This is a genomic window from Acidovorax sp. sif0632, assembly GCF_019218805.1.
GTDB classification, from domain to species: Bacteria; Pseudomonadota; Gammaproteobacteria; order Burkholderiales; family Burkholderiaceae_C; genus Acidovorax; species Acidovorax facilis.
The window spans coordinates 52,729-78,365 of sequence record NZ_JAHUWW010000004.1; the positions used below are offsets into that span (position 1 = coordinate 52,729).

At 65.9% G+C, this 25,637-nt stretch carries 21 protein-coding genes; 2 read left to right on the forward strand and 19 right to left on the reverse strand.

Annotated features, from left to right (window positions below):
- Positions 1 to 129: 129 nt before the first annotated feature.
- Both KW832_RS13945 and KW832_RS13950 read right to left on the reverse strand, forming a co-directional pair.
- Entirely contained in the window at positions 130 to 786 is a 657-nt protein-coding gene (locus KW832_RS13945) for a TetR/AcrR family transcriptional regulator (RefSeq protein ID WP_218300432.1), read from the reverse strand.
- Positions 787 to 864: 78 nt separating this feature from the next.
- Positions 865 to 1,392 (reverse strand): nucleoside deaminase, encoded by a 528-nt coding sequence (locus tag KW832_RS13950; protein ID WP_121420914.1) that lies wholly within the window; start codon positions 1,390 to 1,392, stop codon positions 865 to 867.
- A 437-nt stretch (positions 1,393 to 1,829) separates the two neighbouring features.
- Here KW832_RS13950 and KW832_RS13955 point away from each other — a divergent pair, with 437 nt between their 5' ends.
- Positions 1,830 to 2,828: an isopenicillin N synthase family oxygenase gene (locus tag KW832_RS13955; RefSeq protein WP_218300433.1), complete on the forward strand. Its 999-nt coding sequence runs from the start codon at positions 1,830 to 1,832 to the stop codon at positions 2,826 to 2,828.
- A gap of 30 nt (positions 2,829 to 2,858) precedes the next feature.
- Here KW832_RS13955 and otnI read toward each other — a convergent pair whose 3' ends face one another.
- From otnI to KW832_RS14030, 15 genes are all read right to left on the reverse strand, one after another.
- Positions 2,859 to 3,656 (reverse strand): 2-oxo-tetronate isomerase, encoded by a 798-nt coding sequence (otnI, locus tag KW832_RS13960; RefSeq protein WP_218300434.1) that lies wholly within the window; start codon positions 3,654 to 3,656, stop codon positions 2,859 to 2,861.
- A 23-nt stretch (positions 3,657 to 3,679) separates the two neighbouring features.
- A complete protein-coding gene (locus tag KW832_RS13965; RefSeq protein ID WP_218300435.1) occupies positions 3,680 to 4,747 on the reverse strand; it encodes an alpha/beta fold hydrolase in 1,068 nt (355 codons plus the stop codon).
- 63 nt (positions 4,748 to 4,810) lie between these two features.
- The gene (locus KW832_RS13970; protein ID WP_218300670.1) at positions 4,811 to 5,500 is read right to left on the reverse strand and encodes an aldolase; all 690 of its coding nucleotides are present in this window, start codon (positions 5,498 to 5,500) and stop codon (positions 4,811 to 4,813) included.
- A 17-nt stretch (positions 5,501 to 5,517) separates the two neighbouring features.
- On the reverse strand, positions 5,518 to 6,795 hold the full coding sequence (otnK, locus tag KW832_RS13975; protein ID WP_218300436.1) for a 3-oxo-tetronate kinase: 1,278 nt from the start codon (positions 6,793 to 6,795) through the stop codon (positions 5,518 to 5,520).
- Positions 6,792 to 7,715, reverse strand: a complete 924-nt coding sequence (ltnD, locus tag KW832_RS13980; RefSeq protein ID WP_218300437.1) for an L-threonate dehydrogenase — start codon at positions 7,713 to 7,715, stop codon at positions 6,792 to 6,794. Before ltnD ends, otnK begins: the two co-directional genes overlap by 4 nt.
- 37 nt (positions 7,716 to 7,752) lie before the next feature.
- Positions 7,753 to 9,129 (reverse strand): GntP family transporter, encoded by a 1,377-nt coding sequence (locus KW832_RS13985; RefSeq protein WP_218300438.1) that lies wholly within the window; start codon positions 9,127 to 9,129, stop codon positions 7,753 to 7,755.
- Between the two features lie 308 nt (positions 9,130 to 9,437).
- Positions 9,438 to 10,217 (reverse strand): FadR/GntR family transcriptional regulator, encoded by a 780-nt coding sequence (locus KW832_RS13990; RefSeq protein WP_055394854.1) that lies wholly within the window; start codon positions 10,215 to 10,217, stop codon positions 9,438 to 9,440.
- 109 nt (positions 10,218 to 10,326) lie between these two features.
- Entirely contained in the window at positions 10,327 to 11,421 is a 1,095-nt protein-coding gene (locus KW832_RS13995) for a patatin-like phospholipase family protein (protein ID WP_255577756.1), read from the reverse strand.
- A 269-nt stretch (positions 11,422 to 11,690) separates the two neighbouring features.
- Positions 11,691 to 12,458, reverse strand: coding sequence for an ABC transporter permease (locus tag KW832_RS14000; protein ID WP_055394856.1), 768 nt, complete (start codon positions 12,456 to 12,458; stop codon positions 11,691 to 11,693).
- Between the two features lie 18 nt (positions 12,459 to 12,476).
- Positions 12,477 to 13,301, reverse strand: coding sequence for an ABC transporter ATP-binding protein (locus tag KW832_RS14005; protein ID WP_055394858.1), 825 nt, complete (start codon positions 13,299 to 13,301; stop codon positions 12,477 to 12,479).
- A gap of 163 nt (positions 13,302 to 13,464) precedes the next feature.
- On the reverse strand, positions 13,465 to 14,496 hold the full coding sequence (locus KW832_RS14010) for an ABC transporter substrate-binding protein (RefSeq protein WP_218300439.1): 1,032 nt from the start codon (positions 14,494 to 14,496) through the stop codon (positions 13,465 to 13,467).
- A gap of 293 nt (positions 14,497 to 14,789) precedes the next feature.
- Positions 14,790 to 17,096 (reverse strand): NADP-dependent malic enzyme, encoded by a 2,307-nt coding sequence (locus KW832_RS14015; protein ID WP_121420906.1) that lies wholly within the window; start codon positions 17,094 to 17,096, stop codon positions 14,790 to 14,792.
- Positions 17,097 to 17,273: 177 nt separating this feature from the next.
- Complete coding sequence (locus KW832_RS14020) at positions 17,274 to 18,761, reverse strand: nucleobase:cation symporter-2 family protein (protein WP_055394864.1); 1,488 nt, start codon at positions 18,759 to 18,761, stop codon at positions 17,274 to 17,276.
- 200 nt (positions 18,762 to 18,961) lie between these two features.
- Positions 18,962 to 19,666, reverse strand: a complete 705-nt coding sequence (locus KW832_RS14025; protein WP_121505618.1) for a GntR family transcriptional regulator — start codon at positions 19,664 to 19,666, stop codon at positions 18,962 to 18,964.
- Positions 19,663 to 20,991 (reverse strand): C4-dicarboxylate transporter DctA, encoded by a 1,329-nt coding sequence (locus KW832_RS14030; RefSeq protein WP_055394897.1) that lies wholly within the window; start codon positions 20,989 to 20,991, stop codon positions 19,663 to 19,665. The genes KW832_RS14025 and KW832_RS14030 overlap by 4 nt, the downstream gene beginning before the upstream one ends.
- A gap of 220 nt (positions 20,992 to 21,211) precedes the next feature.
- On the opposite strand from KW832_RS14030, the gene KW832_RS14035 reads away from it, so the two are divergent.
- Positions 21,212 to 22,552 carry a glycerate kinase gene (locus tag KW832_RS14035; RefSeq protein WP_218300440.1) on the forward strand — a complete coding sequence of 447 codons (1,341 nt, stop codon included), beginning with the start codon at positions 21,212 to 21,214 and terminating at the stop codon, positions 22,550 to 22,552.
- 60 nt (positions 22,553 to 22,612) lie between these two features.
- On the opposite strand, the gene KW832_RS14040 is transcribed toward KW832_RS14035, so the two are convergent.
- Together KW832_RS14040 and uraD are read right to left on the reverse strand one after the other, a co-directional pair.
- On the reverse strand, positions 22,613 to 23,848 hold the full coding sequence (locus KW832_RS14040) for an ArgE/DapE family deacylase (RefSeq protein ID WP_218300441.1): 1,236 nt from the start codon (positions 23,846 to 23,848) through the stop codon (positions 22,613 to 22,615).
- Positions 23,845 to 25,623, reverse strand: coding sequence for a 2-oxo-4-hydroxy-4-carboxy-5-ureidoimidazoline decarboxylase (uraD, locus tag KW832_RS14045; protein ID WP_218300442.1), 1,779 nt, complete (start codon positions 25,621 to 25,623; stop codon positions 23,845 to 23,847). The genes KW832_RS14040 and uraD overlap by 4 nt, the downstream gene beginning before the upstream one ends.
- Positions 25,624 to 25,637: the final 14 nt, after the last annotated feature.

Below are 25,637 nucleotides of genomic sequence, written 5' to 3' on the forward strand. Positions count from 1 at the left end.
AAAACGGTCAAACGTCTTTGTGGTGGATCAACGCGGCCTGAAAGGGGCTTTTGACGCCGCGTGCTGGTGCAAATTGCCCGGGATTCGCCCCTCGGGCACCCGAGGGATGCCCAGAATGGGGCGGGGGCCTTAGTCTGGTGCGAGGCCGCAGCCCAGCAGCACAAAGCTGGTGAGTTCACGCACGATGGGCTCGCGGTCGATGGGCTCGTCGGGCGCCAGGCCCAGCATGATGTGCACCTGCACGCCGTAGTCGGCGTAGTGCTGCGTCATGCCCCAGATCTGCATGAGCAGCAGCGTGGGGTTGACGGCGCGCATGCGGCCTTCGGCAATCCAGCGGTTGATGAGGTCCACCTTTTGCTGGGTGGACTTGACGGCCACGGGCCAGTATTTGCCCAGGTTGCGCCCACCGCCCAGCACCTCGGTGGTGAAGATGCGCGACAGGCCCGGGTTGTCCAGCGCGTAGTCGAGCTTCTTGCGCACGTAGCTGCTCAACACCTTCTTGGGATCGTCGCTGTTGCTGTCAAAAATGAAGGCGCCCGACCAGCCGTTGAGCACCGAGTACAGCAGCTCTTCATACAGCTCTTCCTTGCTGCTGATGTAGTAGTGCAGCTGGGGCTTGGTCAGGCCCGCGCGCTCGGCAATGGCCTTGGTGGATGCCCCTTTGAACCCATGGCGGCTGAACTCGGCAACCGCCGCCTCGCGGATGGCGGTGAGGATGCGCTCGCGCCCTTGTTTGGCGCGGCCCAGGAGTGCGCCTGAGGCGACATCGGTTTCGGTTTCAGTCATGGACGGGCGGGGTGCGGGATGCGCGGCTTGCAAGAGACAACAGGTAGAAGATAGCGATTTTGCGCGCTACTGCTCGCTTCACGCTTTCCAGAAGCCGATGTGGGGAACGCTGGCCTCCTCGATCAGCGCGGGGCCAATGCACTCGATGGAATGGGGCGATGCTGCGAACACATCGCGGCAGGACAGCTCTGCATCGCGTTGTTCCGCTCGCTCGCCGCGATAGACCCGCAGGCGAACGGCGTCAATGCCAAACACCACGCGACCGATGCCAGACCAGAAAATTGCGCCTGCGCACATCACGCAGGGCTCGGCCGACGAGTACAGCGTGGCCTTGGCCAGTGCATCGCGGCCCACGCGGGGGCTGAGCTGGCGCACCGCGTTGGTTTCGGCATGGCCCGTGCAGTCGCCGGTTTCGGTGGTGTTGCAGTAGGCCTCGGCAAGCAGTTCGCCGCCTGCGCCCACCACCACGGCGCCAAATGGACGATTGCCGCGCGCGCGTGCCGTGCAGGACCAGACGATGGCCTGGCGCAGGTAGGTGCCGTCGGTGTCGTTGATGGGCGTGGGGTCGTCGAAACTGGCAGGGCGTGCAGACATGAGCGCGTACATGGTGTGTCTCCGTCGATGGTGTAGTGGTGTGCTCTTCGTTGTTCAACGCCAGGCCGTCTGCACGCCCGCCGTTGTGGTGCGGGGCGCTATGCATTTGGCATGCCAATCACAATCAGTGACATGTATGCATGGCTTTCGGCGCGCTGTACACAAGCGCTCTGACTCTGCGCGGGCACAAACGCAAGGCGTTGTGGGCATTCTTCTTGCATCGCCATTGGCACGAGTAGAAGCGTTCACTGCGTTGCCCCCTGTGCAGTCCTGCACGACGCGATGCCAGTCGGAAATTGCTCTTGAAGCCCGCTGTGCGCACAGCGGTGTGCGCTTGCACACCGTGGCTTCAAGGGTTGAACGGACGGCCGCTGCAGGCGGTGCCAGACGCTCTTGGAGCACCCAGCGGGAGGGCCTTTCTTCCTTCCACTTGTCTTCAGGAGAACTGCATGACCACCACCACCGCCACCTACGACCTCGCCGAGCTGCAAAAAGAAACGCGCATGGGCGCGATGGGCTCGGAAACCGCGAGCCGCGAGATCCGCCGCATCGACCTCAGCCACTTTGCTCAGCGCAAGGCCGAGATTGCCGACCAGCTATGGGACGCCGCAGTCGATGTCGGCTTTTTCCAGATCGTGAACCACGGCATTGACCTGGCCAAGGTGCACAAAGCCTTTGCGATGACCGAGCGCTTCTTTGCGCTGCCGCATGCCGTGAAGGCGCAGTACCCGCTCAAGAAGGCACTCAACGTGGGCTGGGAGAGCCGCGCGCAGGTGCGCCCCTCCACCGGTACACCGGACCAGAAGGAGTCGTACCAGATCACCCGCCCGCACATGGCAGGACTGTGGCCCACCGACGAGGAGCTGGCGGGCTTTCAATCCACCATGCTGAACTTTGAGGGCCAGTGCTGGCAGGTGGCCATGCAGGTGCTGTCGTGTTTTGCGTGGAAGCTGGGGTTTGACGAGGCCTTCTTTGCCCGTGCGCACGACCCTGCACAGGCCAGCTACCAAAGCACCTTGCGCCTGCTGCACTACTTTGCGACTCCGCCCGAGCAACAAGCCAGCCTGGGCCTGTGGCGCGCCGGGGCGCATACCGACTTTGATTGCCTGACCCTGCTCTTTCAGCGCCAGGGCCAGGGCGGCCTGCAGGTGTGCCCGGGCAAGGAAATGGACACCCAGGCCTGGACCTCGGTGGAGCCCGACGAGCAGGCCATCACCTGCAATATCGGCGACATGCTGATGCGCTGGAGCGACGACCAGCTGCCCAGCAACTTCCACCGCGTCAAGAACCCGTTGCCGGGCGAGTACATGGGGCCGCGCTACAGCATCGCCTTCTTTGCCCAGGCCAACCGCGACGCCATCATCGAAGGGCCAGGCAAGAAGTACCCGGCGATTGCTGCGGGTGACTACCTGAACCAGCGGGTGGCGGCCAACTTCAAGGCGTACTGATGGCGCGTAGGCCGCCGGTGGCCGTGCGGCTTACAGCCAGGGCTGGAGCCAGCCCAGCCCGTCGGATGTGGCATGGGGCGCCGCGCCGCGTGCCGGGCGGTATTCGCAGCCAATCCAGCCGTCGTAGCCTAGGCTGTCCAGCAGCTTGAACAAATAGGTGTAGTTCAGCTCGCCCACATCGGGCTCGTGGCGCTCGGGCACACCGGCAATCTGGAAGTGGCCGACGTTGCCGGTGGGCAGGTACTGGCGCACCTTCATGGCCAGGTCGCCTTCCACGATCTGGCAGTGGTACAGGTCCATCTGCACCTTGACGTTGGGGGCACCGATCTCGGCGATCAGCGCATGGGCCTGGTCCTGGCGGCTCAGGAAGAAGCCGCGCATGTCGCGGCCGTTGATGGGCTCCAGCAGGATCTGGATGCCGTGCGGTGCAGCCTGTTCGGCGGCGTGGCGCACGTTGGCGATGTAGGTGGCGCGCACGGTGGCTGCGTCCGCGCCCTGGGGCACCAGACCGGCCATCACGTGGATGCGGGGGCACTGCAGCGCCTGGGCGTATTCAACCGCCTTGGCAATGCCTTCGCGGAACTCGGCCTCGCGTCCGGGCAGGCAGGCCAGCCCGCGTTCGCCCGCGTCCCAGTTGCCGGGCGGGGCGTTGAACAGCACTTGCTGCAGGCCGTTGGCCTGCAGGCGTGTGGCCAGTTCTTGCGCCGGGTAGGCGTAAGGGAAGAGGTATTCCACCGCCTTGAAGCCATCGCGGGCAGCGGCGGCAAAGCGGTCGAGAAAGTCCACGTCGTTGTAGAGCATGGACAGGTTGGCGGCAAAGCGGGGCATGAAATGTTCCTGAAAAGAGAAGATCAGCGGCGCGGTGCGCTGTTGAGCACCTGCGCCAGCCGGTCTTGGTAAAAGCGCGCCAGGCCCACTGTGCTGTGGCCGAGGGTGTCGGCGCTGGCAGGGATCACGTAGGCCTGGGCGTGCGGGATGCGGGCGATGGCTTTGTCCAGCACGCCCAGCTCGGGCGGGTTGCGCTCATCGTCTGCTGAGTTGATGGCCAGCACGCGCGCGGTGATGCGTTCCAGCCCGGGCTCGGGGTCGTAGTCGCGCGATGCTTCCCACTGGTAGATGTGGTCGTTGGCATCGCCGCGGAAAGGGGCTTTGAGCCGTTGCTCCACCAGGGCATCTGCCGCAGCGCGGTTGGGGGCCAGTTTTTGCAGGCCCTGGTTGCCACCGTTGGTGCCCGTGCCAAAGAACACCGACGCAAGTTGCAGGCTGCGGGGCTGGCGGGTGTAGTTGCCGCCCTGCCATTCGGGGTCGTTGCGGATGGCTTCGACCAGCAGGCGGCGCATCATCCAGTTACGGCCCGACATGGCGGCGGGCAGCGAGGCCATGGGCACGGCAATGTCCATGAAGTCGGGGTAGCGCTGGGCCCACGCCCAGGTGTGCATGCCGCCCATGGAGTTGCCAATGATGGCGCGCACATGGCGCACGCCCAGGTGTTCGGTCAGCAGGCGGTACTGGGCCTGCACCATGTCGTCATAGTTGTAGGCCGGAAACGCGGCGCGCAGGCCGTCCGACGGCTTGCTGGAGCGGCCGGTGCCAATGGCGTCTGGCAGGATGATGAAGTGCTTGCGTGCATCCAGCAGTTGGCCGGGGCCAAACAGCGTGCCTGCAAAACCGGGGGTGAGCATGCTTTCTGCCGAGCCATTGGTGCCATGCAGCACCAGCACGGGCTCTCCGGTGGGCTCGCCCACGGTGGAGTAGGCCAGCTTGAGTTCGGGCAAGGTCTGGCCGGTGTGGAAGCGGAAGTCTTTGACAACCCATTCCCCATGCTTGGGGGCGGGGTAGTCCGCAGCCGATGCGCCGCCTGTGGCCAGCACGCCCAGCAGCACGGGGGCAAAGGCTTTGCGCCAGAAAGAAAGGGTCATGGTTTGTCTCCTTGTGTGTGTTCTTTCGTCCCCGCGCCATGGGCGCAGCCTGTCCGTTCCCAGCTACCAGTGGGCACCAAAGCTCTGGCGCAGCTCCTCGATCTGGGGCTCGGTCAGCGGCGTGGGGCGGGGGTGGCACAGCATCCACAGGCGGGCGGTTTCTTCCAGCTCTTCCAGCACAGCCATGGCGGCGGCAGGCGTGTCGTGCCACACATTGGGCCCCAGGCGCGCCAGCATCACGGCGCGCACAGGGCTGCCCTGTGTGGCATAGCGGGTGATGGTCTGCGCCACCAGTGCTGCCGCTGCGGCGTCACCCGGGCGGTGGTAGGGGATGTGCGGCACCCGGCCCACCTTCATGACGAAGTAGGGCGTGATGGGCGGTAGCAATTGCGCATCGGGCGCCAGCTGGCCACCTGCAGCGGTGTCGGCTTGCAGCGAGCAGGCCACCAGATGCGTGCTGTGCGTGTGGATCACGCAGCGGGCCGGTGCGGCTGTCGATGCCGATGCCTCGTAAATCTGCCGGTGCAGCGCAATGGTCTTGCTGGCCCGGTCGCCCGCCACCTGCTGGCCTTGTGCGTCCAGGCGCGCCAGCCGCTCGGGCTGCAGCGTGCCCAGGCAGGCATCGGTGGGGGTGATGAGGTAACCGTCGGCCAGGCGCACGCTGATGTTGCCTGCGGTGGCATGCACATAGCCCCGCTCAAACAGGCTGCGGCCCACGCGGCAGATTTCGTCGCGGGCTTGGCGCTCATCCATGAAGGCGGGGGTAGAGGTCATGCCAACAATTGTGCAAAAGCCTTGGTGAAAAAATCGGTGCTACCAAAATTGCCCGACTTCAGCGTGATGTGCAGCCCGTCCTTGGCGTCCGGGGCCACCGCATGGCACCACGGCACGCCGGGGTCAATCTGCGCGCCAATGCGCATCTGCGTGATGCCCAGTGCCTGCACGCAGGCTCCGGATGTTTCACCACCCGCCACGATGAGCTGGCGCACACCGCGCTGCACCAGGCCGCGTGCAATGGCGGCAATGGTTTCCTCCACCATGGCACCGGCTTTTTCGGAGCCCAGTTTGCCCTGGATGGCGCGCACGGCCGAGGGCTCGGCGGTGGAATACACCAGCACCGGGCCCTGGCCGATGTGGTCTTCGGCCCAGGCCAGCGCTTCGGCGGCCACGTCCACGCCTGCGGCGATGCGCAGCGGGTCGATGGCCAGGGCTGGCTTGCCCGCCTTGATGAAATCCATGACCTGCTGGTTGGTGGCCACCGAGCAGCTGCCCGACACGATGGCCTGCAGCCCTTGCGCGGCGGGCAGGCGGGCTGCCTCGTTGCTGGGGGCCACGCCAAAGTTGCCCGGCAGGCCAATGGCCACGCCGGAGCCTGCGGTGACCAGCGGCATGCCCTTGAGCGCAGGGCCCAGGCGCAGCAGGTCGGCGTTGGACACCGCATCGACCACGGCCATGCGCACGCCCTCGGCCTTGAGTTGATCGGTGCGCGCGCGGATGGCGGCCTCGCCCTGTGCGACCACGCTGTGGTCGATCAGGCCCACGCGGCTGGGTGTCTGCGCCTGCAGCACGCGCACCAGGTTGGGGTCGGTCATGGGCGTGAGTGGGTGGTTTTGCATGCCGCTCTCGTTCAGCAGCACATCGCCCACAAACAGGTAGCCCTTGAACACGGTGCGCTTGTTGTCGGGGAACGCGGGCGTGGCGATGGTGAAGTCGGTGCCCAGGGCCTGCATCAGCGCATCGGTCACGGGGCCGATGTTGCCTTCGGCCGTGCTGTCAAAGGTGGAGCAGTATTTGAAGTAGATCTGCTCGGCGCCTTGCGCTTTCAGCCATTGCAGCGCGGCCAGGGACTGGGCGATGGCCTCGTCTTTGGGAATGGTGCGCGACTTGAGCGCGACCACGATGGCATCGGCCTCGGTATCCAAAGGTGCCGTGGGCACACCCATGGCCTGCACCACGCGCATGCCCGCGCGCACCAGGTTGTTGGCCAGGTCGGTCGCGCCGGTGAAGTCATCGGCAATGCAGCCCAGCAGGGCTCGTGCGCGTGTCATGCCTTGTCCTTCCCTGGACCTTCGCTATTTGGCAACGTGATGCCAGGGAAGATCTTGATCACTGCGCTGTCATCTTCCTTGGCAAAGCCTGCGGTGGAGGCTTGCATGAACATCTGGTGCGCCGTGGCGGCCAGCGGCAGGGGGAATTTGCTGGCGCGTGCGGTGTCCAGCACCAGGCCCAGGTCCTTCACGAAGATATCGACGGCCGACAGCGGCGTGTAGTCGCCCGCCAGCACATGGGCCATGCGGTTTTCAAACATCCAGCTGTTGCCCGCGCTGTTCGTGATCACTTCATACAAGGCGCTGGCCTCCACGCCTTCGCGCAGGCCCAGGGCCATGGCTTCGGCGGCCACGGCAATGTGCACACCGGCCAGCAGCTGGTTGATGATCTTGACCTTGCTGCCCGCGCCCGCCTTTTCGCCCAGGCGGTACACCTTGCCAGCCATGCCATCGAGCACGGCGCCCGCTGCAGCATAGGCCTCGGGCTTGGCCGAGGTCATCATGGTCATCTGGCCCGACGCTGCCTTGGCTGCGCCGCCGGAGATGGGGGCGTCCACGTAGTGCAGGCCCAGGGCGTTCAGGCGCGCTTCCAGCGCCACGGACCAGTTGGGGTCCACGGTGGAGCACATCACAAAGGTGCTGCCGGGGCGCATGGCGCTGGCCGCGCCGCTTTTACCATCGTCGCCAAACAGCACGCTCTCGGTCTGCGCGGCGTTGACCACCACCGACACCACCACATCACTCGCCGCTGCCAGACCAGCCGTGGTGGCATGGGCCGTGCCACCGTCTGCCACAAAGGCATCGGCCACGCCGGGGCGCACGTCGCAGACGTGGATGGTGAAACCGTTGTTGCGCAGGGTCTTGGCAATGCCAGCGCCCATGGCGCCCAGGCCGATGATGCCGACGGTGGGTTTTGTCATGTTGTCAGTCCTTCAAAGAAATTCAATACGAGGGCACTCAGGCGACCAGCACCCAAAGCAAAGCCGTGAGGGCAAAACCCGCCAGGCCCAGCACGGTGGTCAGCACGGTCCAGGTGCGCAGGCCATCGCCCACGCTCAGGCCCAGGTAGCGGGTCACGATCCAGAAGCCCGAATCGTTGACGTGTGACAGGCCCAGGCTGCCAAAGCCGATGGCAACCGTGAGCAACGCCACTTGCAAGGGGGAATACCCGCCACCCGCCATCGCATCGGCCAGCAGGCCGCAGGTGGTGATGATGGCCACGGTGGCCGAGCCCTGGGCGGCGCGCAGGGCCAGAGAGATGATGAACGCCAGCAGGATGAGCGGCAGATGAGTAGCGGTGAGGCTTTGCGACAGCGCCGTGCCAATGCCGCTGGCGGTGAGCACCTTGGCAAACACGCCGCCTGCGCCCGTCACCAGGATCACGGTGGCGGCAGGGGGCAGGGCGGATTCCATGATGGCGTTGGTGCGTTCACGGTTCCAGCCCTGGTTGCGGCCCAGCAGAAACATGGCCAGGCCCACGGCCACCATCAGCGCAAAGATGGGCGAGCCGATGAAGCCCAGCACGTTGCGCAGGCTGTCGCCCTTGGGCAGCAGCGTGGCGCCGGTGGTGCCAGCCATGATGAGGGCCAGTGGGATCAGGATGAGCGCCATGATGGTGCCCACGCCGGGGGCAACGGCAGCCTTGGGGGCCTTGGAGTCCGCGCCTTCTTGGCTGCTGCCAAAGGCCGCAAACTGCTCTGCCGTGGTTGGCAGCATGGGGTAGCCCTTGCGGTTGAGCCAGCCCGACACGACCTGCGACAGCGCTGCGAGCGGGATGCAGATGGCCAGGCCAATGATGGTGATCCAGCCAATATCGCCCTTGACGATGGCTGCCCCACCCACGATGCCGGGGTGCGGTGGCACCACCACGTGTGCGGCCAGCATGATGCCCGCTACGGGCAGGCCGAATTTGATGGGGTTGACCCCCGCCGCCTTGCAAAAGCCGTAGACGATGGGCACCAGGATGATGAAGCCCACATCAAAAAACACCGGGATGGCCAGCACCAGCGCGGCGGCCGTGAGGGCCGTGGGCACCCGCGTGGGCCCCAGCAGCTGCGTGAAGCGGTTGGCCAGGCTGGCTGCGCCGCCCGAGACCTCGATCATCCGTCCCAGCATGGAACCCAGCGCCACCAGGATGGCGACCGAACCCAGCGTGCCGCCCATGCCCGCAATCAGCGTGCTGATGATGTCGCCGATGGGCATGCCCGTGGCGAAGGCGACGAGAAAGCTCACGAGCATCATGGCCACGAAGGCGTGGACTTGCCAACGGATGATGAGCAACAGAAGCAGGGCGATGCTGCCGGCGCCGATTCCGAGAAGTGCGAGGGTGGACATGTGAGGGATATCTCCGGGATGGAAGGGTGGCAGACGGAGCAACGGGTCAGTGCAAGCGGCCGATTTGCAGCTCCTGTCGGCATCTTGATTGATGTGTTTATATGGTTATCATACAAATTACCGCGTTCTATTCCGCTTCGGGTTAACCCGTATCGGTAGCCATCTGCGGCGGGCGCTACGCTCGTGTTTGCAAGGTTTTTTGCTATCTAGCGCTTATCTGTTAAGCGCTAATAGCTATTGATTTAATAGCAATTCGGAGAGACCTTTTCCCGCCTCAAGGTCCCCGCGCCGCAGGGCGGCCAACAAGGTCAGAAGACCAGTGGACCGGATGCCGCCACCAGCGGCTGTGCCAGCCGCGCGCCGTCCTGGGCCCAGAAGGCCAGGTCGGCCTGTTCGATGCGGGCCAGTGCGTTCTTCATGTGCTGCGCCGCCGCAGCGCGGGCAGCTACTGCATCGCCTGCCTCGATGGCCAGCACGATCTGCGTGTGCTCATGGGTCACGGCGTCGGCAAAGTCGGCGCGCCGCGCCTCGTTGGCGCGGGTCACGCGGGTGGCGCCCTTGAGAAACTGCGCCAGATAGTCCAGCGTGCTGATCATGAACGGGTTGCCTGCCGCCTGGGCGATGGCGCGGTGGAACAGCACGTCTTCCTCTACCCCGTCGCGGCCTGCGCGCACGGCGTCGGCAATGTGCTGCATGGCGGCGCGGATGGCGGCAATGTCTTCATCGGTGCGACGCAGGGCTGCCAGCTCGGCCACCTCGGCCTCCAGCGCACGGCGCACTTCCACGATCTGCATCACCGCCTCGCGCGATGCGGCAAGGGGCACATCGAACTGCAGCGGCTCGATGCCAGGCGCGAGCACATACACGCCGCTACCCTGCCGCGAGTCCACGAGCCCCAGCGACTTGAGGCGCGAGATGGCCTCGCGCACCACCGTGCGGCTGACCTGAAACTGCTGCGCCAGCACCGCCTCGGTGGGCAGCTTGTCGGACGCCTGGATGCGGCCCGCACGGATCTCGGCCTCCAGCGCGCTGGCCACCTGGTCGGAGAGCTTGGCGCTGGGTTTGACGGCGGAGAACGGCGAAGACATGGGCGGGGCGGGCAGTGGGGCGTGAAGTCGGTGCCGGGATGTGCGGGCAGGCCGGGGCGCAGGTGACTTTACCCGAAGGGCACTGCGCCGGAATCGTTTGTTTGCCGCGCTACTTGGGCGCCGGGCAGGAGTCGTCCAGTTTGGCCAGGCCCGCCAGCTTCTGCAGCCGGCTGCGGTTGTCCAGGCAGGCCTGGTGCTGCACCTCGGTCGCCTTCTGCTGGGCCTGCACCGCCGCCTTGCTGCGCTCGGCCTGGAGCTGGGCCACACGCTCGCGGATTTGCGGCATCACGGCCAGCGCGGCCTTCTCGCCTTCCACGATGGCGTTGGCGCGCTGGCTGAAGTCGGCGGCGCCGATGTCCAGCACCTGCGGGCGCACGATTACGTCGGCCCGCGCCAGTTCTGCCTGGCCCAGCTTCTGGCCCATGATGGCAATCGACTGGTTCAGCGCGCCCAGCATGTTGCCCGGCGTCTGGCCCCGGGCCTTGTTGGAGATGTCCACCGCAATCACGATGTCGGCGCCCAGCTGGCGCGCGGCGTCCACCGGCACCGGGCTCACGATGCCGCCGTCCACAAAGTGGTACTTGCCGATGGTGACGGGCTGGAACACGCCGGGAACGCTGCTCGATGCACGCACCGCCTGCCCCGTGTTGCCGCGTGCAAACACCGTGCGCTCGCCATCTTCGAGGCGCGTTGCCACCACCACAAACGGTTTGGCCATCTGCTCCAGCGGCTTGCGGCGCACCTGCTCGTTCACATAGTCTTCGAGTTTCTGGCCCAGCACCAGGCCCCCAGACGAGAGCTGCAGGTCGCGGATCTTGGCTTCGTCCAGCGCCACAGCCTTTTCCTGCATTTCGAACGCATTCATGCCGCTGGCATACAGCGCACCGACCACGCTGCCTGCGCTGGTGCCAGAGACCACAGCGGGCGCGAAGCCGTTGGCTTCCAGCATTTTGATCACGCCGATGTGCGCAAAACCCTTGGCTGCGCCGCCGCCCAGGGCGATGCCGATGCGGATGGGGGCGGGGGTAGATGTCACCAGCGGCGCGCTGGGGGAATCGTCGGCGCGCGCGGGGGCGGTGCTGGTGCTCGTGCTCGTGCTGCCGCATGCCGCCAGACAGAGGGTCGCCGCCGTGACGATGGCGATCCGGATGGCGGGGGGCGCTGCAAACGCCGCGATGGGGTGGAAAAGGGCGGTCAGGTGCATGCCGGGAGTCCTGCGGTCAACGGGCGGGCAGTATATCGGCGGCGTTTTGGCAGCGCTGGAAAGACGGCCCATTGCTTCTGAAGAGGGAGTGCCGGCGCATCCTTTGCACTGGCAAGGAGCGCAATCGTCGAAACCGGCGCGGCCTGGTCGAGAACCGCCGCGCAAGGTCCGCCCCGCCGCGCTGGCGGTGTCCCCCTTCTCTCGAGTCGCGTCAGCGATTCGAGAGAAGGGGGACGGCGCCGAAGGCGACTCAGGGGGATGTACCCTACCTACTCGCCTTGCGAACCCCGGTGTGCCCACCCTGTGGTGCGCTTTTCGATCCAGCTGAACAGCTCGTACATCACCATGGCCATCGCACCCACCACCATCAGGCCCGCAAAGGCCAGGCCCATCTGCATGGACGAGCCCGCGCTGATGAGCAGGTAGCCGATGCCTTCGTTGGCGGCGGTCATCTCCGACACCGTGGTGCCCACAAACGCGAGCGTGATGGCGACCTTGAGCGAGCCGTAGAAGTACGGCATGGATCGCGGCAGGCCCACCTTGGTCAGCACGTCCCAGCGCTTGGCGCCCAGCACGCGCAGCACGTCTTCCAGCTCGGGCTCCAGGGTGGCCAGGCCGGTGGCGATGTTGACCATGATGGGGAAGAAGCTGATGAGAAACGCCGTGAGGATGGCAGGCCCCACGCCAATACCGAACCACACCACCAGGATGGGCACAAAGGCCGCCTTGGGCAGTGCGTTGAAGGCTGTCATCAGCGGGTACACGGCGGCATAGGCCAGGCGAGAACTGCCGATCACAAAACCCAGCAGCACGCCGACCACGATGGCAATGCCAAAGCCCGCCATCGTGACCCAGTAGGTGCGCCAAGCGTGTGCGGCGATCACGCCGCTGAACTCGACCAGCTGCGTGGCAATGACCCAGGGGCTGGGGAAGAGAAATTCGGGGACGCTGAAGGCCGAACAGATGATTTGCCACAGCAGAATGGTGGCGGTCAGCAGCAGCCAGGGGGACCAGCGCTCTACGGTTTTCTTGTGCATGGTGGGAAGGTCTTCGGGTTACTGCTGGATGGGCGCGCCTGCTTTTCGCAGGGCACCGATGTGGCCGCGCAGTTCATGCACGATGTCGGTGAACTCCTTGGTGTAGGTCACCTCCAGGTCGCGAGGGCGGGGCAGTCCGATCTCCTTGCGCACCACAAACCGGCCGGGGCTCTTGCTCATCACATACACCGTGTCGGCCAGAAAGACCGACTCGCGCAGGTCGTGCGTGACCAGGATCACGTTGAACTGCTGCTCGGTCCACAGGTCGCGCAGGATGCACCACAGCTCTTCGCGGGTGAATGCGTCGAGCGCGCCAAACGGCTCGTCCAGCAGCAGCATCTTGGGCTCGTGGATCAGCGCGCGGCAGATGCTGGCGCGTTGCTGCATGCCGCCCGACAGCTGCCAGGGGAACTTGTCTTCGTAGCCCGCGAGGCCCACTTTCTGCAGCAGCTTGCGGGCGCGTTCTTCGTATTCCTTGCGTTTTTGCTTGAAGTTGCTGCGGTAGGGCTCGACGATTTCGAGCGGCAGCAGCACGTTGTCCACCGTGGTGCGCCAGGGCAGCAGCGAGGGCGCCTGAAACGCCATGCCCGAGACCTTGAGCGGCCCCGTCACCGGCTGGCCGTCGATGAGGATCTTGCCCATCGATGGCATCTTCAGCCCCGTGGCCAGCTTCATGAAGGTGGACTTGCCACAGCCCGAGGGGCCCACGATGGCGATGAATTCGCCCTGGCGTACCTGCAGGTCGATGGCCTCCACCGCAAACTGGTTCTTGGCGCGCAGCTCGTCGTTGTAGGCGAGCCAGACATCGCGGAAGTCCACAAAGTAGGAATCAGCAGCCTGCATCAGAGGTCCGTAGTGAGTAGTGTTTGTGCACCGAGGTTGATGCTGGGCGCGGCCCAGGCCAGCGCCCCCGTGCAAGGGCCGCCCCGCCGCACCGGGGGCGTCCCCCTCCCGACTCGCGCAGCGAGTCGAGAGAGGGGGAAGGCGCGAAGCGACTCAGGGGGTGTCACTTCTTCGGCAGGATGTTCAGCTCGGCTGCAGGGGGCAGAAAGCTGGGGTTCCACACATCGTCGGCGTTCACGCGGGTCTTGGTGTTGAACGCGTCCGACACCTGCGATGCCATCAGCGACAGGCGGCCGGGCTTGGCTTGGCCAAAACCTTCGGCGCGGGCGTCGGGGCTGTTGATGACAGTGTCGATGGCCAGTTGCAGGCGGCGGGTTTCGAGCGGCACGTTCACGATGCCGTCGCGCGCCTTCACATGCTCGATAGCGGCTGCGGGGTTGGCGATCACTTCCTTGGCACCCTTGGCAAAGGCCGACAGGAACGCTTTGATGGCGGCCGGGTTCTCCTTGATGAGCTTCGGAGACGCGATGATCACGTTGCCATAGAGCTTCACGCCGAAATCGGCATAGGGCAGCACCACCACGTCGGCGGCCTTGGCGCCACGGGCTTCCAGGTTCAGGAGCGAGGTGAAGGTGAAGCCGGTGATGGCGTCCACATCGCCGCGCACCAGCATGGTTTCGCGCAGGGGCGGGTCCATGGCCGTCCAGGTCACGGCGCCAATGCCGTTGGCCTTCTGGAAGATGGGGAATGCGCGGCGGCCCGCGTCAAACACGGGGGCGCCCAGCTTCTTGCCTGCCAGGTCGGCGGGCTTCGTGATGCCGCTCTTCTTGAGCGCCATGACCGAGGCGGGCGTGTTGTTGTAGACCATCATCACCGCCACGGGCTTGTTCTGCGCGTCGGGGTTGTTGGCGTGGAACTCCATCACGGCGGCCAGGTCGGCAAAGCCCATGTCGTACGTGCCCGAGGCCACGCGCTGCACTGCACCACCCGAGCCGTTGCCAGCATCCACGGCCACATCCAGGCCTGCGGCCTTGAAGTAACCCTTGGCCACGGGCTGCAGGAACAGCGCGGCGGGGCCTTCAAAGCGCCAGTCGAGCTGGAACTTGATGGGCGTGGTGGCCTGCGCCTGGGCCAGTGAGGTGCTGCCGATCAGGGCCAGGGCGGCAGCGGTTTGCATGAACAGTCTCTTTTTCATCGGGGGCTCCTGTCGGGCGAGGGGAAATGCGGTGAGGGAAGGCATGGGCCCCATCCAGGGGCCATACACCTGCAGTCAGCAAAAACGATGCCCGGTTTGTGTACGCGGGTGTTTCGCTGTGCCCCATTGTTCACCGAAGTGGTGCATGCCAGCATGCTGGGTTTCCCGAAATGGTGCATGCGCCGGTTGAGGGGTTGGCTTGCCCATGAAAAACGGGGCCCGTGGGCCCCGTTGCAACGGTGTGTGGGCAGGCCTGATCATGGACTGCGCACGGTCAGCACGGCACAGCGCGCTCAGCGTGGCCGGGCGGCAGCGCTGGCCACGGCCAGGGCCGTCATGTTGAGCACCCGGCGCACGGTGGCAGCCGGGGTCAGGATGTAGGCCGTGGCAGCGGCACCCATCAGGATGGGGCCCACCGTGACGCCACCGCTGGTGGTCGTCTTGAGCACGTTGTAGAGGATGTTGGCAGCATCCAGGTTGGGGCAGATCAGCAGGTTGGCCGAGTCCGTCAGGGTCGAATCCGCCATGTAGGCGTTGCGGATGTTCGGCTCCAGCGCGGCATCGCCGTGCAGCTCACCGTCACACTCGATCTCGGGGTGGGCGGCCACGAACAGGTCGCGCGCCTCGCGCATCTTGCGGGCCGATGCGCGCTTGGACGAGCCATAGCTGGAGTGCGACAGGAAGGCGACCTTGGGTGGGATGCCAAAGCGTTGCACCTCCTGCACCGACATCCAGGCGATGTCCGCCAGCTGCTGTGCCGTGGGGTCTTCGTTCACGTAGGTGTCGGCAATGAACAGCGTGCCCCGGTTGGTCATCAGCGCGTTCAGGGCAGCGTAGTTGTGGGCACCTTCCTGGCGGCCGATGATGCTGTGGATGCGTTCCAGGTGCGTTTCATACGTGCCCACCAGGCCGCAGATCATCGCGTCGGCATCGCCCAGCTTGACCATCAGCGAGGCAATGATGGTGTTGGAGCGGCGCACGGCGGCCTTGGCCACTTCGGGCGATGCGCCATTGCGCTTCATGAGCTGGTGGTAGTGCTCCCAGTACTGTCGGAAGCGTGGGTCGTCCTCGGGGTTGCACACCTCCACATCCTTGCCCAGCTGCATGCGCAGGCCGGCCTTGGCGATGCGCGCAGCAATCACGGCGGGGCGGCCAATGAGGATGGGTTGCGCGATCTTGTCGTCGATGGCCATCTGCGCGGCACGCAGGGCGCGTTCGTCTTCACCGTCGGCGTAGGCCACGCGCTTTTGCGCGTCGGGCAGGGCCTTGGCAGCCATGATCACGGGGCGCATCAGCATGCCGGTCTGGTAGACGAAGCGCGACAGCGTTTCCTTGTAGGCCTCCATGTCTTCGATGGGGCGCGTGGCCACGCCCGATTCGGCTGCGGCCTTGGCCACGGCGGGCGCGATCTTGAGGATCAGGCGCGAGTCGAACGGTGTAGGGATGAGGTAGTCGGGGCCAAAGGTCAGCTCTTTGCCCGCATAGGCGCTGGCCACTTCTTCGCTGATGTCGGCCTTGGCCAGGTCGGCGATCTGGCGCACGCAGGCCAGCTTCATGGCTTCGGTGATCTTGGTGGCGCCGCAATCGAGTGCGCCCCGGAAGATGTACGGGAAGCACAGGACGTTGTTGACCTGGTTGGGGTAGTCCGAGCGGCCCGTGGCAATGATGCAGTCGGGGCGCACGGCCTTGGCCAGTTCGGGGCGGATTTCGGGCTCGGGGTTGGCCAGTGCCAGGATGATGGGCTTGGGGCCCATGGTCTTGACCATCTCGGCCGTGAGCACGCCGGGGGCCGAGCAGCCCAGGAACACGTCGGCGCCGTTGACGGCATCGGCCAGCGTGCGGGCATCGGTCTTTTGCGCGTATCGCGCCTTCGACTCATCGTAGCCCCCGGGGCGGCCTTCGTAGATCACGCCCTTGGAGTCGCACACGAAGACGTTCTCGATCTTCACGCCCAGGCCCACCATCACGTTCAGGCAGGCAATGGCGGCCGCACCCGCGCCCGACACGGCGATCTTGACCTGGTCGATATGCTTGCCCACCAGCTCCAGGCCGTTGAGCAGCGCCGCGCTGCTGATGATGGCCGTGCCGTGCTGGTCGTCATGGAACACCGGGATGTTCATGCGCTTGCTGAGTTCGCGCTCGATGTAAAAGCACTCGGGCGCCTTGATGTCTTCGAGGTTGATGCCGCCCAGCGTGGGTTCCAGCGCCGCGATGATCTCGATGAGCTTGTCGGGGTCGCGCTCGGCCAGTTCGATGTCGAACACATCGACACCGGCAAACTTCTTGAACAGGCAGCCCTTGCCTTCCATCACCGGCTTGCTCGCCAGCGGCCCGATGTCGCCCAGTCCCAGCACCGCCGTGCCGTTGGTGATCACGGCCACCAGGTTGCCGCGCGATGTGTAGTCAAACGCCTTGGAGGGGTCGGCCGCGATGTCCAGGCACGGATAGGCCACGCCTGGCGAGTAGGCCAGCGACAGGTCGCGCTGGTTGGACAGCGGCTTGGTGGGGGTGACCGAAATCTTGCCCCGGGTGGGATTGCGGTGGTATTCGCGCGCAGCGTCGCGCAGGGCCTGTTCGGCGGCGGAAATGTTCTGTGTCATACGGAAATCCTGGAAGTCCTCGGCGGAATGCAAAACAAGGGTACCCGATGGCGTGGGCGGCTGGCATGCAGGTTTATGCGTATGCAGCATGAAGCCAAAACCCCCTGGCAGCCATGGCGGACAGGGGGCGGAGCCACGCGGGCGGTGTCAGGTTTTCGGCAGCGTGCAAGCGGGACGCTAGTGGGCGTCGGCCTGGCGTGCGGCGTTGACAGCGGCGGAGGTGTCGCGGCTGGCGCCATTGAAGAAAACGTTCAGGGCCACCGCCGTGATCGAGGCCAGGAGGATACCGGATTCGATCAGCGGGTGGATGGCATGCGGCATCCACTGGCGGAAGTTGGGCGCGATCAGCGGCACCATGCCCACGCCGATGGATACGGCCACGATCATGGCGTTGAAGCGGTTGGTCTTGAAGTCCACCCCGCCCAGAATGCGGATGCCTGTGGCCGCCACCATGCCGAACATCACCAGGCCCGCGCCGCCCAGCACCATGGTGGGCAGCGACTCGACCAGCGCGGCCATCTTGGGCAGCACGCCCAGCACGATCAGGATCACGCCGCCGGCCACGCACACAAAGCGGCTCTTGACGCCGGTGACGGCGACCAGCCCCACGTTCTGCGAGAAGCTGGTGTACGGAAAGGTGTTGAAGATGCCACCCAGCAGCGTGCCCAGGCCATCTGTGCGCAGTCCGCGCGTGAGGGCCGCCTGGTCCACCTTGCGGTCGGTCATCTCCCCCAGGGCCAGGAACATGCCGGTGGATTCGATCATGACCACGATCATCACCAGGGTCATGGTCAGGATCAGGATGGGGTCGAAGACGGGGCTGGCTATCTCGAACGGCAGCACCAGGTCAAACCACTGTGCCTTGGCCACCTTGTCGAAGTTCATCAGTCCCATGCCCACGGCCACCACCGCGCCGATCACGATGCCCAGCAGCACCGAGATGTTGGCAATGAAGCCCTTGGCGAACTTGGCAATCAGCAGGATGGACAGCAGCACCAGGGCCGAGATGCCCACACCGGTCAGGTCGGCGTACTTGGGGTTGGGCACCGTGGGCACCACCGCAAAGCCCTTGGGCACCGGCGGCAGCGAAGAGCCAGGGGCTCCGGCAGCGGCTTGGGCATCGGCCAGCCACTTGAGGTGCTCGGGGTTGGGCACGCTGGGCGCCGTGGGGCCCACGGGGTTGCCAAAGATCCAGTTGATACCCACGCGCATCAGGCTGATGCCGATCACCGCGATGATGGTGCCCGTGACCACCGGCGGGAAGAACCGGAGCATGCGGCTGACCAGCGGAGCGATCAGGATGGAAATCACGCCCGCGCCAATCACCGAGCCAAAGATAAGCCCGGCCCCGGCCGTGCCGCCCGTGGTCTGCGCCATCGAGACCATGGGCGCCACCGATGCGAAGGTCACCCCCATCATCACGGGCAGCTGAATGCCGAACCAGCGCGAGGCGCCCAGCGCCTGGATCAGCGTGACCAGCCCGCATACAAACAGGTCGGCCGAAATCAGCTTGGCCACCTGGTCGGGCGTGAGGTTGAGGGCGCGGCCCACGATGAGCGGCACCGCCACAGCGCCCGCATACATCACCAGCACATGCTGCAAGCCTAGCGCCGTGAGTCGCCCCAAAGGTAGGTGTTCGTCCACGGGGTGTACAGGCGGGTTCATGCGAGTCTTTCGGGGGTTGGGGGTATGAATACGGAAGGGACACCTGAGCCGGATGGTGCACAAGTGTCCATACAAAAATCGTATACAAAATGACCGGACGCGCTTATCCCGGTAAACCCTTAGAGGGGCGCAGCAAAATACCCGCCTGCAGTGGATGCAGGCGATTGGAAGGTTTGTGGCCGGGGCGCGACCGGCTTGGGCTAGCTCAGGGCTGTCGATGCCGCCTTGGTGCGTTGGCTGGTCAGCGGTGCGAGGGATTCACGCAGCCGGTCCCGCACCAGCGGCTGGCCGGGGTTGAGGGCGCCTTCCACATGCCCGATGTGGGCCAGCATGCGTTCGCGGGCCAGCGTGGTGTTGCCTGCTTCCAGCGCTTCGACGATGGAGGCGTGTTCGGCGCACGACTGGCTGGCCGCGTGCTGCGACTGGTACAGCGAGGCCGCCAAAGTGGTGCGCGCCGTGAGGTCGCGCAGGATGTCGCTCAGGCTGCGGTGTCCCATCGCCTCGGCCAGGCAGACGTGGAAGTCTGCGAGCAGAAAGGCGCGTGTGGCGGCATCTGCACCTTCGATGGCCTGCTGTTCTTCGGCGATGTGCGCCCGCAGGCGGCGGGTCACGCTCTGCAGCGGGCGGCCCGCATCGGCCAGGATGCCCGACTCGATGATGCGCCGGGCCGAGAACGCATCGCGTGCGTCTTCCACCGTAGGCTCCACCACATACCAGCCCCGGCGTGGCCGCACTTCGACAAAACCACGGGCCTGCAGCTGCATGAGCGCCTCGCGCACCAGGGTACGGCTCACACCGAAGAGGTCGGCCAGTTCCTGCTCGCCCAGGCGCTCGCCGGGTGAGAGCTTTTGCGCAAGGATGGATTCCACCACCTGCTGGGCGATCTGGGTCTGGTTGATGCTCATGCGGCCGATTGTGGCGCTACCGGGGGCGCCATCTCTGGCGAGACCTCGGGGGCCAGCGGCGGCGTGCTGCGGCCGTCCAGCACGGCATGTGCGCGCTCGCGGTCGATGTCGCCCTCCCAGGCCGCGATGGCCACGGTTGCCACGCAGTTGCCAATCAGGTTGCCCAGGGCGCGGGCAATGCCCATGAACCAGTCCACCGACAGCACCAGCACCAGCCCGATGGCGGGGATGGCCGGGATTGCGTGCAGCGTGGCGGCCAGCACCACAATGGCCGAGCCCGGCACACCGTGAGCGCCCTTGGACGTGACCAGCGAGATCGCCAGGATGGTCAGCAGGTCGGCCATCGAGATGGGCGTGTTCGTGGCCTGGGCGATGAACACGGCCGCCAGCGTGATGTAGATCGAGAACGCGTCCAGGTTGAACGAGTAGCCCGTGGGGATCACCAGGCCCACGGTCGAGTCGCGGATGCCCATGTGCTTGAGCTTGGCCATGATCTGCGGCAGCACGCTGTCGGACGACGTGGTGGCAAACACCACGGCCAGCTCCTCGCGCAGGTAGCGCAGCAGCTTGAACAGGCTGAAGCCCGAAAACCGCATGATCAGGCCCAGCACCACCACCACGAAGATGGCCACTGCCGCATAGAACAGCACCACCAGCATGCCCAGCTGCTTGAGCGAGCCAATGCCGTACTTGCCCACCGTGAACGCAATCGCGCCCAGCACACCCAGCGGCGCCAGCTTGATGATCAGGCCCATGGTCTTGAACAGCACGTGCGACAGGTCTTCGATGAGGCTGGTGACGCGCGCGCCGCGCTCGCCCATCAGCGCCAGCGCGCAGCCAAACACAATGGAGAACAGCAGCACCTGCAGCACATCGCCATTGGCGAAGGCGCTCACGGCGGTGGTGGGGATGAGCTTGAGCAAAAAGTCGCTGAAGCCGCCACCCGTGAGCTTGCTGGCGTTGTCTGCATAGGCGCCCATCGCCTTGGGGTCGAGCGCCTTCGGGTCCACATTCATGCCCACACCGGGTTCAAACCAGAACGCGAGCGCCAGGCCCAGCACCAGCGCGATGGTGGTGACCACCTCGAAGTAGATCAGCGACTTGATGCCCACGCGGCCCACACGCTTCAGGTCGCCCGTGCCCGCGATGCCGTGAACCACCACACAAAAGACGATGAGCGGGATCAGCATCTTGATGAGCTTGATGAAACCGTCGCCCAGCGGCTTGAGCTGCACGGCCGTGTCGGGCCAGAGCAGCCCGATGGCCACGCCAGCAATCAAGGCCAGGACCACCCGGCCAAACAAGGAGTTGAGAAAGCGGAGCATGTGAACCCTTTGGATAGGAAGGCGATACTGTTGGTCAATCTTGCATACAAGAACTGTAGACAACAGTTGCGGGCCAGAACATGGGGTTATCCCGCGCTGCGCGTGGTAACCGCGTCGCCACCGCGTCATGCCGCCGGGGGCTGGGTTGAAGTAGTTTTGACTTCTGCGCACGGTCATGCCCTGGCCGTGCCCGCACAATCGCTCGCGGAGACGACCATTCATGACCACCCCCCCCACCGTGCCAAACCCCATTCGCCAGAGCGGCGAATTCCTCGAATATCTCTATGGTGTTGCCGTGCGCCGCGCGCTGCCGCTGCACAACACCGCAGCCTTTTTGCCCCCGCCGCCCAGCCGCGAAAGCGGAGGCCGCACGCTGGTGCTGGGCGCGGGCAAGGCGGGCGGTGCCATGGCGCAGGCCGTCGAGGCACTGTGGCCTGCGGATGCACCCTTGTCGGGGCTGGTGGTCACGCGCTACCACCACACCCCCCCCCGGCCGCAAGGCCTGGCGCAGCGCATCGAAGTGGTCGAGGCCGCCCACCCCGTGCCCGATGCGGCGGGCCTGGCTGCTGCGCAGCGCATCCTGGCGCTGACGCAGGGGCTGACTGAAAACGACCTGGTGCTGTGCCTCATCTCGGGCGGGGGCTCCGCCCTGCTCACGCTCCCGGGCGACGGCCTCACGCTGGAGGACAAGCAGCGCATTAACAAGGCGCTGCTCGAAAGCGGCGCTGCCATCGACGAAATGAACTGTGTGCGCAAGCACCTCTCGCGCATCAAGGGCGGGCGGCTGGCGGCGGCCTGCGCGCCTGCGCGGGTGGTCACGCTCACCATCAGCGATGTGCCGGGGGACGACCCTTCGGTCATTGCCAGCGGCCCCACGGTGCCTGACGCCACCACCTGCGCTGATGCGCTGGCGATCCTGGACCGCTACCGCATCGAGGTGCCCACTGTAGTGCGCTCAGCCCTCGAAGCGGGCACGCCGGAAACCCCGAAGCCCGGCGACGCCGTGTTTGCCCACCATGTGGTGCACATGACCGCCACGCCCCAGCAGTCGCTGGAAGCTGCGGCCGAGGCCGCGCGGGCGGCGGGTGTGCAGGCGCACATCTTGTCGGACGAAATCGAAGGCGAATCGCGCGAGGTGGGCAAGGTGCACGCCGCACTGGCGCGGGCCGTGGCGCGGCGTGGTCAGCCCTTTACAAGGCCGTGCGTGATCCTGTCGGGCGGCGAGACGACCGTGACGGTACGCCCACAGCCGCCAGGCACACCCCGGGGGCGGGGTGGCCGCGCGGGCGAGTTCTGCCTGGGCCTGGCGCAGGCGCTGCAGGGGCAGCCGGGTGTGTGGGCGCTGGCCGCAGACACCGACGGCATCGACGGCGTGGAGGACAACGCGGGTGCCCGCGTGGCGCCCGACACGCTGGCGCGGGCCGAGGCAGCGGGCCTGCGCATCGCAGCCCACCTGGACCGCAACGACGCCTATGGCTTCTTTGAGCCCCTGGGGGATCTGGTGGTGACGGGGCCTACCCACACCAATGTGAATGATTTCCGTGTGCTATTGATTTTGTAGCTGCCAGCGCTTGATGGATAAGCGCTAGAGGCTAATTTCACCCAGGTTCTGCCTGACAGTTCACGCCAGGAGATCGCACAGCGCCCGCGCAATCACCTTGGTCGCACGGCGCAGGTCTTCCAGCTGCAGGCGCTCGTCGGCGCGCTTGGCGTGGGATTCGAGCACCGTACGTGGCCCGGCACCGTAGATCACGCCGGGGATGCCGCGCTCCACATACAGGCGCACGTCGGTGTACAGCGGCGTGCCCACGGCGGGCACGGGCTCGCCCAGCACGGCCTGGGCGTGTTTCTGGATCGCATCGACCAGCGGTGTATTGCCCGCCAGCGGGGTCATGGCGTTGGCCAGCAGCAGGCGCTTGATCTCCACGCTGATGCCAGCGCGTTCGCCCGCCGCCTGCTCGATGATGCGGCGGATGGCGGCTTCCACTTCCACCGGGTTTTCTTCGGGGATCATGCGGCGGTCGAGCTTGAACATGACCTTGCCGGGCACGACGTTGGTGTTGGTGCCGCCCTCGATGCGGCCCACGTTCAGGTACGGATGCTTGATGCCTTCGACCTTGGACGTGACCTTCCTGTACTCGTCGTTCTGCGCATACAGCGCGTTCAGGATGTGCACAGCGCCCTGCAGCGCGTCCACGCCGGTGTGCGGCACGGCGGCGTGGGCCATCTTGCCGTGCACGGTCACTTCCATCTGCAGGCAGCCGTTGTGGGCAGTCACCACTTCGTAGCTGAAGCCGGCGGCGATCATCAGGTCGGGCTTGGTCAGGCCCTTTTGCAGCAGCCAGCCGGGACCGAGTTCGCCGCCGAATTCCTCGTCGTAGGTGAAGTGCAGTTCCACCGCGCCCCGGGCGGGCTTGGCGACGGCTTCGAGCGCGCGCACTGCGAAGGTGAAGCTCGCGAAGTCGCTCTTGCTCACGGCGGTGGCGCGGCCGTACATGGCACCGTCCACGATCTCGGCGCCGTAGGGGTCGTGTGTCCAGCCTTCGCCGGGGGGCACCACGTCGCCGTGGGCGTTCAGGGCAATGGTCTTGCCGCCGTCGCCGTACGGTCTGCGCACGATGAGGTTGGTGATGGACTCCATACCATAGGCCAACACGTCGGCGGCCGGAACGGCGTGCTTCTCGGCGGTGTAGCCGAACTCGGTCAACAGCTCGGCCGTGCGTTCGGCGTGGGGTGCGTTGTTGCCGGGTGGTGTGTCGGTGGGCACGCGCACCAGGGCCTGCAGAAAGCGCACTTCCTCGTCGAAGTGCTGGTCGATCCAGGCGTCCAGCGCGGCGTAGTTGTTATTCGTTGTCATGGTTGTGGTTCCTCGGCAAGTTGGCGCAGCACCTGGGTGAAGGCGTCCACGGCCAGCTGCATGTCGTTGTTGGTGGTGGATTCGAGCGGGTTGTGGCTGATGCCGGAGTTCTGGCCGCGCACAAAGAGCATGGCCTGAGGCATGATTTCGTGCAGCTTCATCGCGTCGTGCCCCGCGCCGCTGGGCATGCGGAACACGGGCACGCCCAGAGTGTCCACGGCGCGCTCCCACTGGTGCTGCCAGGCGGGCGCACTGGGCGCGGCGGCGGCGCGCATGGATTCTTCCAGGGTGTAGCGCAGGCCACGCCGGGCCGCGATGTGGGCGAGCTGCTCTTTCACATCGCTCACCAGCGCATCGCGCTGGGCATCGGTAGGGGCGCGCAGATCCAGTGAAAACAGGCAACGCCCCGGCACCACGTTGATGGAGCCAGCGGGCACCTGCAGCTGGCCGATGGTGCCCACCGAGTCGCCATCTTGCGCGGCGCGCTGCTCCACATACAGCGCCAGCTCCGCCACGGCCACGGCCGCGTCGCGGCGGCGGTCCATCGGGGTGGTGCCAGCGTGGCTGGCGGTGCCGATCATCTCGCACAGAAAACGCACACTGCCGTTGATGGAGGTGACCACACCCAGGGGCAGGTCCAGCTCGTTGAGCACAGGGCCCTGCTCGATGTGCACCTCGATGAAACCCAGGTACTGCGCCGGGTCGCGCTGCAGCTTGGGGATGTCATCAATGCACAAGCCTGCATGCTGCATGGCCGCGCGCATGGTCACACCATCCACGTCCTTCTGGTCGAGCCATGCGGGGTTGAAGTCGCCGATGAGCGCGCCCGAGCCCAGGAAGGTGGCCTTGTAGCGCTGGCCTTCCTCTTCGGCAAAACCCACCACCTCGATGCCGAAGGGCAGACGCTTGCCGGAGCGGTGCAACTCGCGCACGCAGGCCATGGGCACGAAGATGCCCAGGCGGCCGTCGTATTTGCCGCCGTTGCGCACAGTGTCGTAGTGGCTGCCGGTCATGAGGTAGCGTGCGCCTGTGGCCGCCGGGTGGTAGCGGCCCACCACGTTGCCCACGGCGTCGATCTCCACCTCGTCAAAGCCGCAGTCGCGCATCCAGTGGCTGATGCGCTGTGCGCAGGCGCGGTGCGCGTCGGTGAGGTAGGTGACGGTGAGCTGGCCTTTTTCGGCAAAGCCGGGGTCCGAGTGTTCGGCCAGTTTTTCCTGCCAGTCCCACACGTCGTTGCCCAGCACGGGCTCGGCGGCGAACTTGTCGTTCAGGCGAATCTCGGCAATGCGGTGGATGTTGCGCAGGGCCTCGGCCAGTTCGAACTCGGGGTGGTTGTCCAGGCGCCGCGCAAAGGTGTCGATGATCTCCCGCTTGGGCAGGCCCGTGCCGCGCGGCCCGCGCACGGCCAGGATGAACGGGAAGCCGAAGCGCTCGTTGTAGGCCGCGTTGAGCTGCTGGATGCGCTCGAACTCCTCGGGCGTGCAGTGGGTCAGGCCCGCCGTGCTTTGCTCGTTGGTGGATTCGGCCGTGAGGTTTTTTGCCACCATGGCTTTGCCCGCCAACTCGGGGTGGGCGCGGATCAGGCCCAGCTGAGCGTCCAGCTCGGCAGTGCGCACCACCTGCGCCAGCGCGTGCTTCAGGTGCGCCAGCGTTCGGAAGGGCCGCTGCGCCAGGGCCTGCTCGGCAATCCAGGGCGAGTGTTCGTACAGCCCGTCCAGCAGCGCCAAGGCCTCGGCGGGGCTGGCGGCGTTGAGTTGTTCCAGGGTCAGTGGCATGGTGGGTGCTTCAA

Bases quoted from the DNA above. Each gene is read 5' to 3' on its own strand.
- KW832_RS13995 (WP_255577756.1), bottom strand. From the start codon at position 11,421: ATGCACCTGACCGCCCTTTTCCACCCCATCGCGGCGTTTGCAGCGCCC.
- KW832_RS14015 (WP_121420906.1), bottom strand. From the start codon at position 17,096: ATGACACAGAACATTTCCGCCGCCGAACAGGCCCTGCGCGACGCTGCG.
- KW832_RS13945 (WP_218300432.1), bottom strand. From the start codon at position 786: ATGACTGAAACCGAAACCGATGTCGCCTCAGGCGCACTCCTGGGCCGC.
- KW832_RS14025 (WP_121505618.1), bottom strand. From the start codon at position 19,666: ATGAGCATCAACCAGACCCAGATCGCCCAGCAGGTGGTGGAATCCATC.
- KW832_RS13970 (WP_218300670.1), bottom strand. From the start codon at position 5,500: ATGGATGAGCGCCAAGCCCGCGACGAAATCTGCCGCGTGGGCCGCAGC.
- KW832_RS13965 (WP_218300435.1), bottom strand. From the start codon at position 4,747: ATGACCCTTTCTTTCTGGCGCAAAGCCTTTGCCCCCGTGCTGCTGGGC.
- KW832_RS14035 (WP_218300440.1), top strand. From the start codon at position 21,212: ATGACCACCCCCCCCACCGTGCCAAACCCCATTCGCCAGAGCGGCGAA.
- otnI (WP_218300434.1), bottom strand. From the start codon at position 3,656: ATGCCCCGCTTTGCCGCCAACCTGTCCATGCTCTACAACGACGTGGAC.
- KW832_RS13990 (WP_055394854.1), bottom strand. From the start codon at position 10,217: ATGTCTTCGCCGTTCTCCGCCGTCAAACCCAGCGCCAAGCTCTCCGAC.
- KW832_RS14020 (WP_055394864.1), bottom strand. From the start codon at position 18,761: ATGAACCCGCCTGTACACCCCGTGGACGAACACCTACCTTTGGGGCGA.
- uraD (WP_218300442.1), bottom strand. From the start codon at position 25,623: ATGCCACTGACCCTGGAACAACTCAACGCCGCCAGCCCCGCCGAGGCC.
- KW832_RS13950 (WP_121420914.1), bottom strand. From the start codon at position 1,392: ATGTACGCGCTCATGTCTGCACGCCCTGCCAGTTTCGACGACCCCACG.
- ltnD (WP_218300437.1), bottom strand. From the start codon at position 7,715: ATGACAAAACCCACCGTCGGCATCATCGGCCTGGGCGCCATGGGCGCT.
- KW832_RS14030 (WP_055394897.1), bottom strand. From the start codon at position 20,991: ATGCTCCGCTTTCTCAACTCCTTGTTTGGCCGGGTGGTCCTGGCCTTG.
- otnK (WP_218300436.1), bottom strand. From the start codon at position 6,795: ATGACACGCGCACGAGCCCTGCTGGGCTGCATTGCCGATGACTTCACC.
- KW832_RS14010 (WP_218300439.1), bottom strand. From the start codon at position 14,496: ATGAAAAAGAGACTGTTCATGCAAACCGCTGCCGCCCTGGCCCTGATC.
- KW832_RS13955 (WP_218300433.1), top strand. From the start codon at position 1,830: ATGACCACCACCACCGCCACCTACGACCTCGCCGAGCTGCAAAAAGAA.
- KW832_RS14005 (WP_055394858.1), bottom strand. From the start codon at position 13,301: ATGCAGGCTGCTGATTCCTACTTTGTGGACTTCCGCGATGTCTGGCTC.
- KW832_RS14000 (WP_055394856.1), bottom strand. From the start codon at position 12,458: ATGCACAAGAAAACCGTAGAGCGCTGGTCCCCCTGGCTGCTGCTGACC.
- KW832_RS13985 (WP_218300438.1), bottom strand. From the start codon at position 9,129: ATGTCCACCCTCGCACTTCTCGGAATCGGCGCCGGCAGCATCGCCCTG.
- KW832_RS14040 (WP_218300441.1), bottom strand. From the start codon at position 23,848: ATGACAACGAATAACAACTACGCCGCGCTGGACGCCTGGATCGACCAG.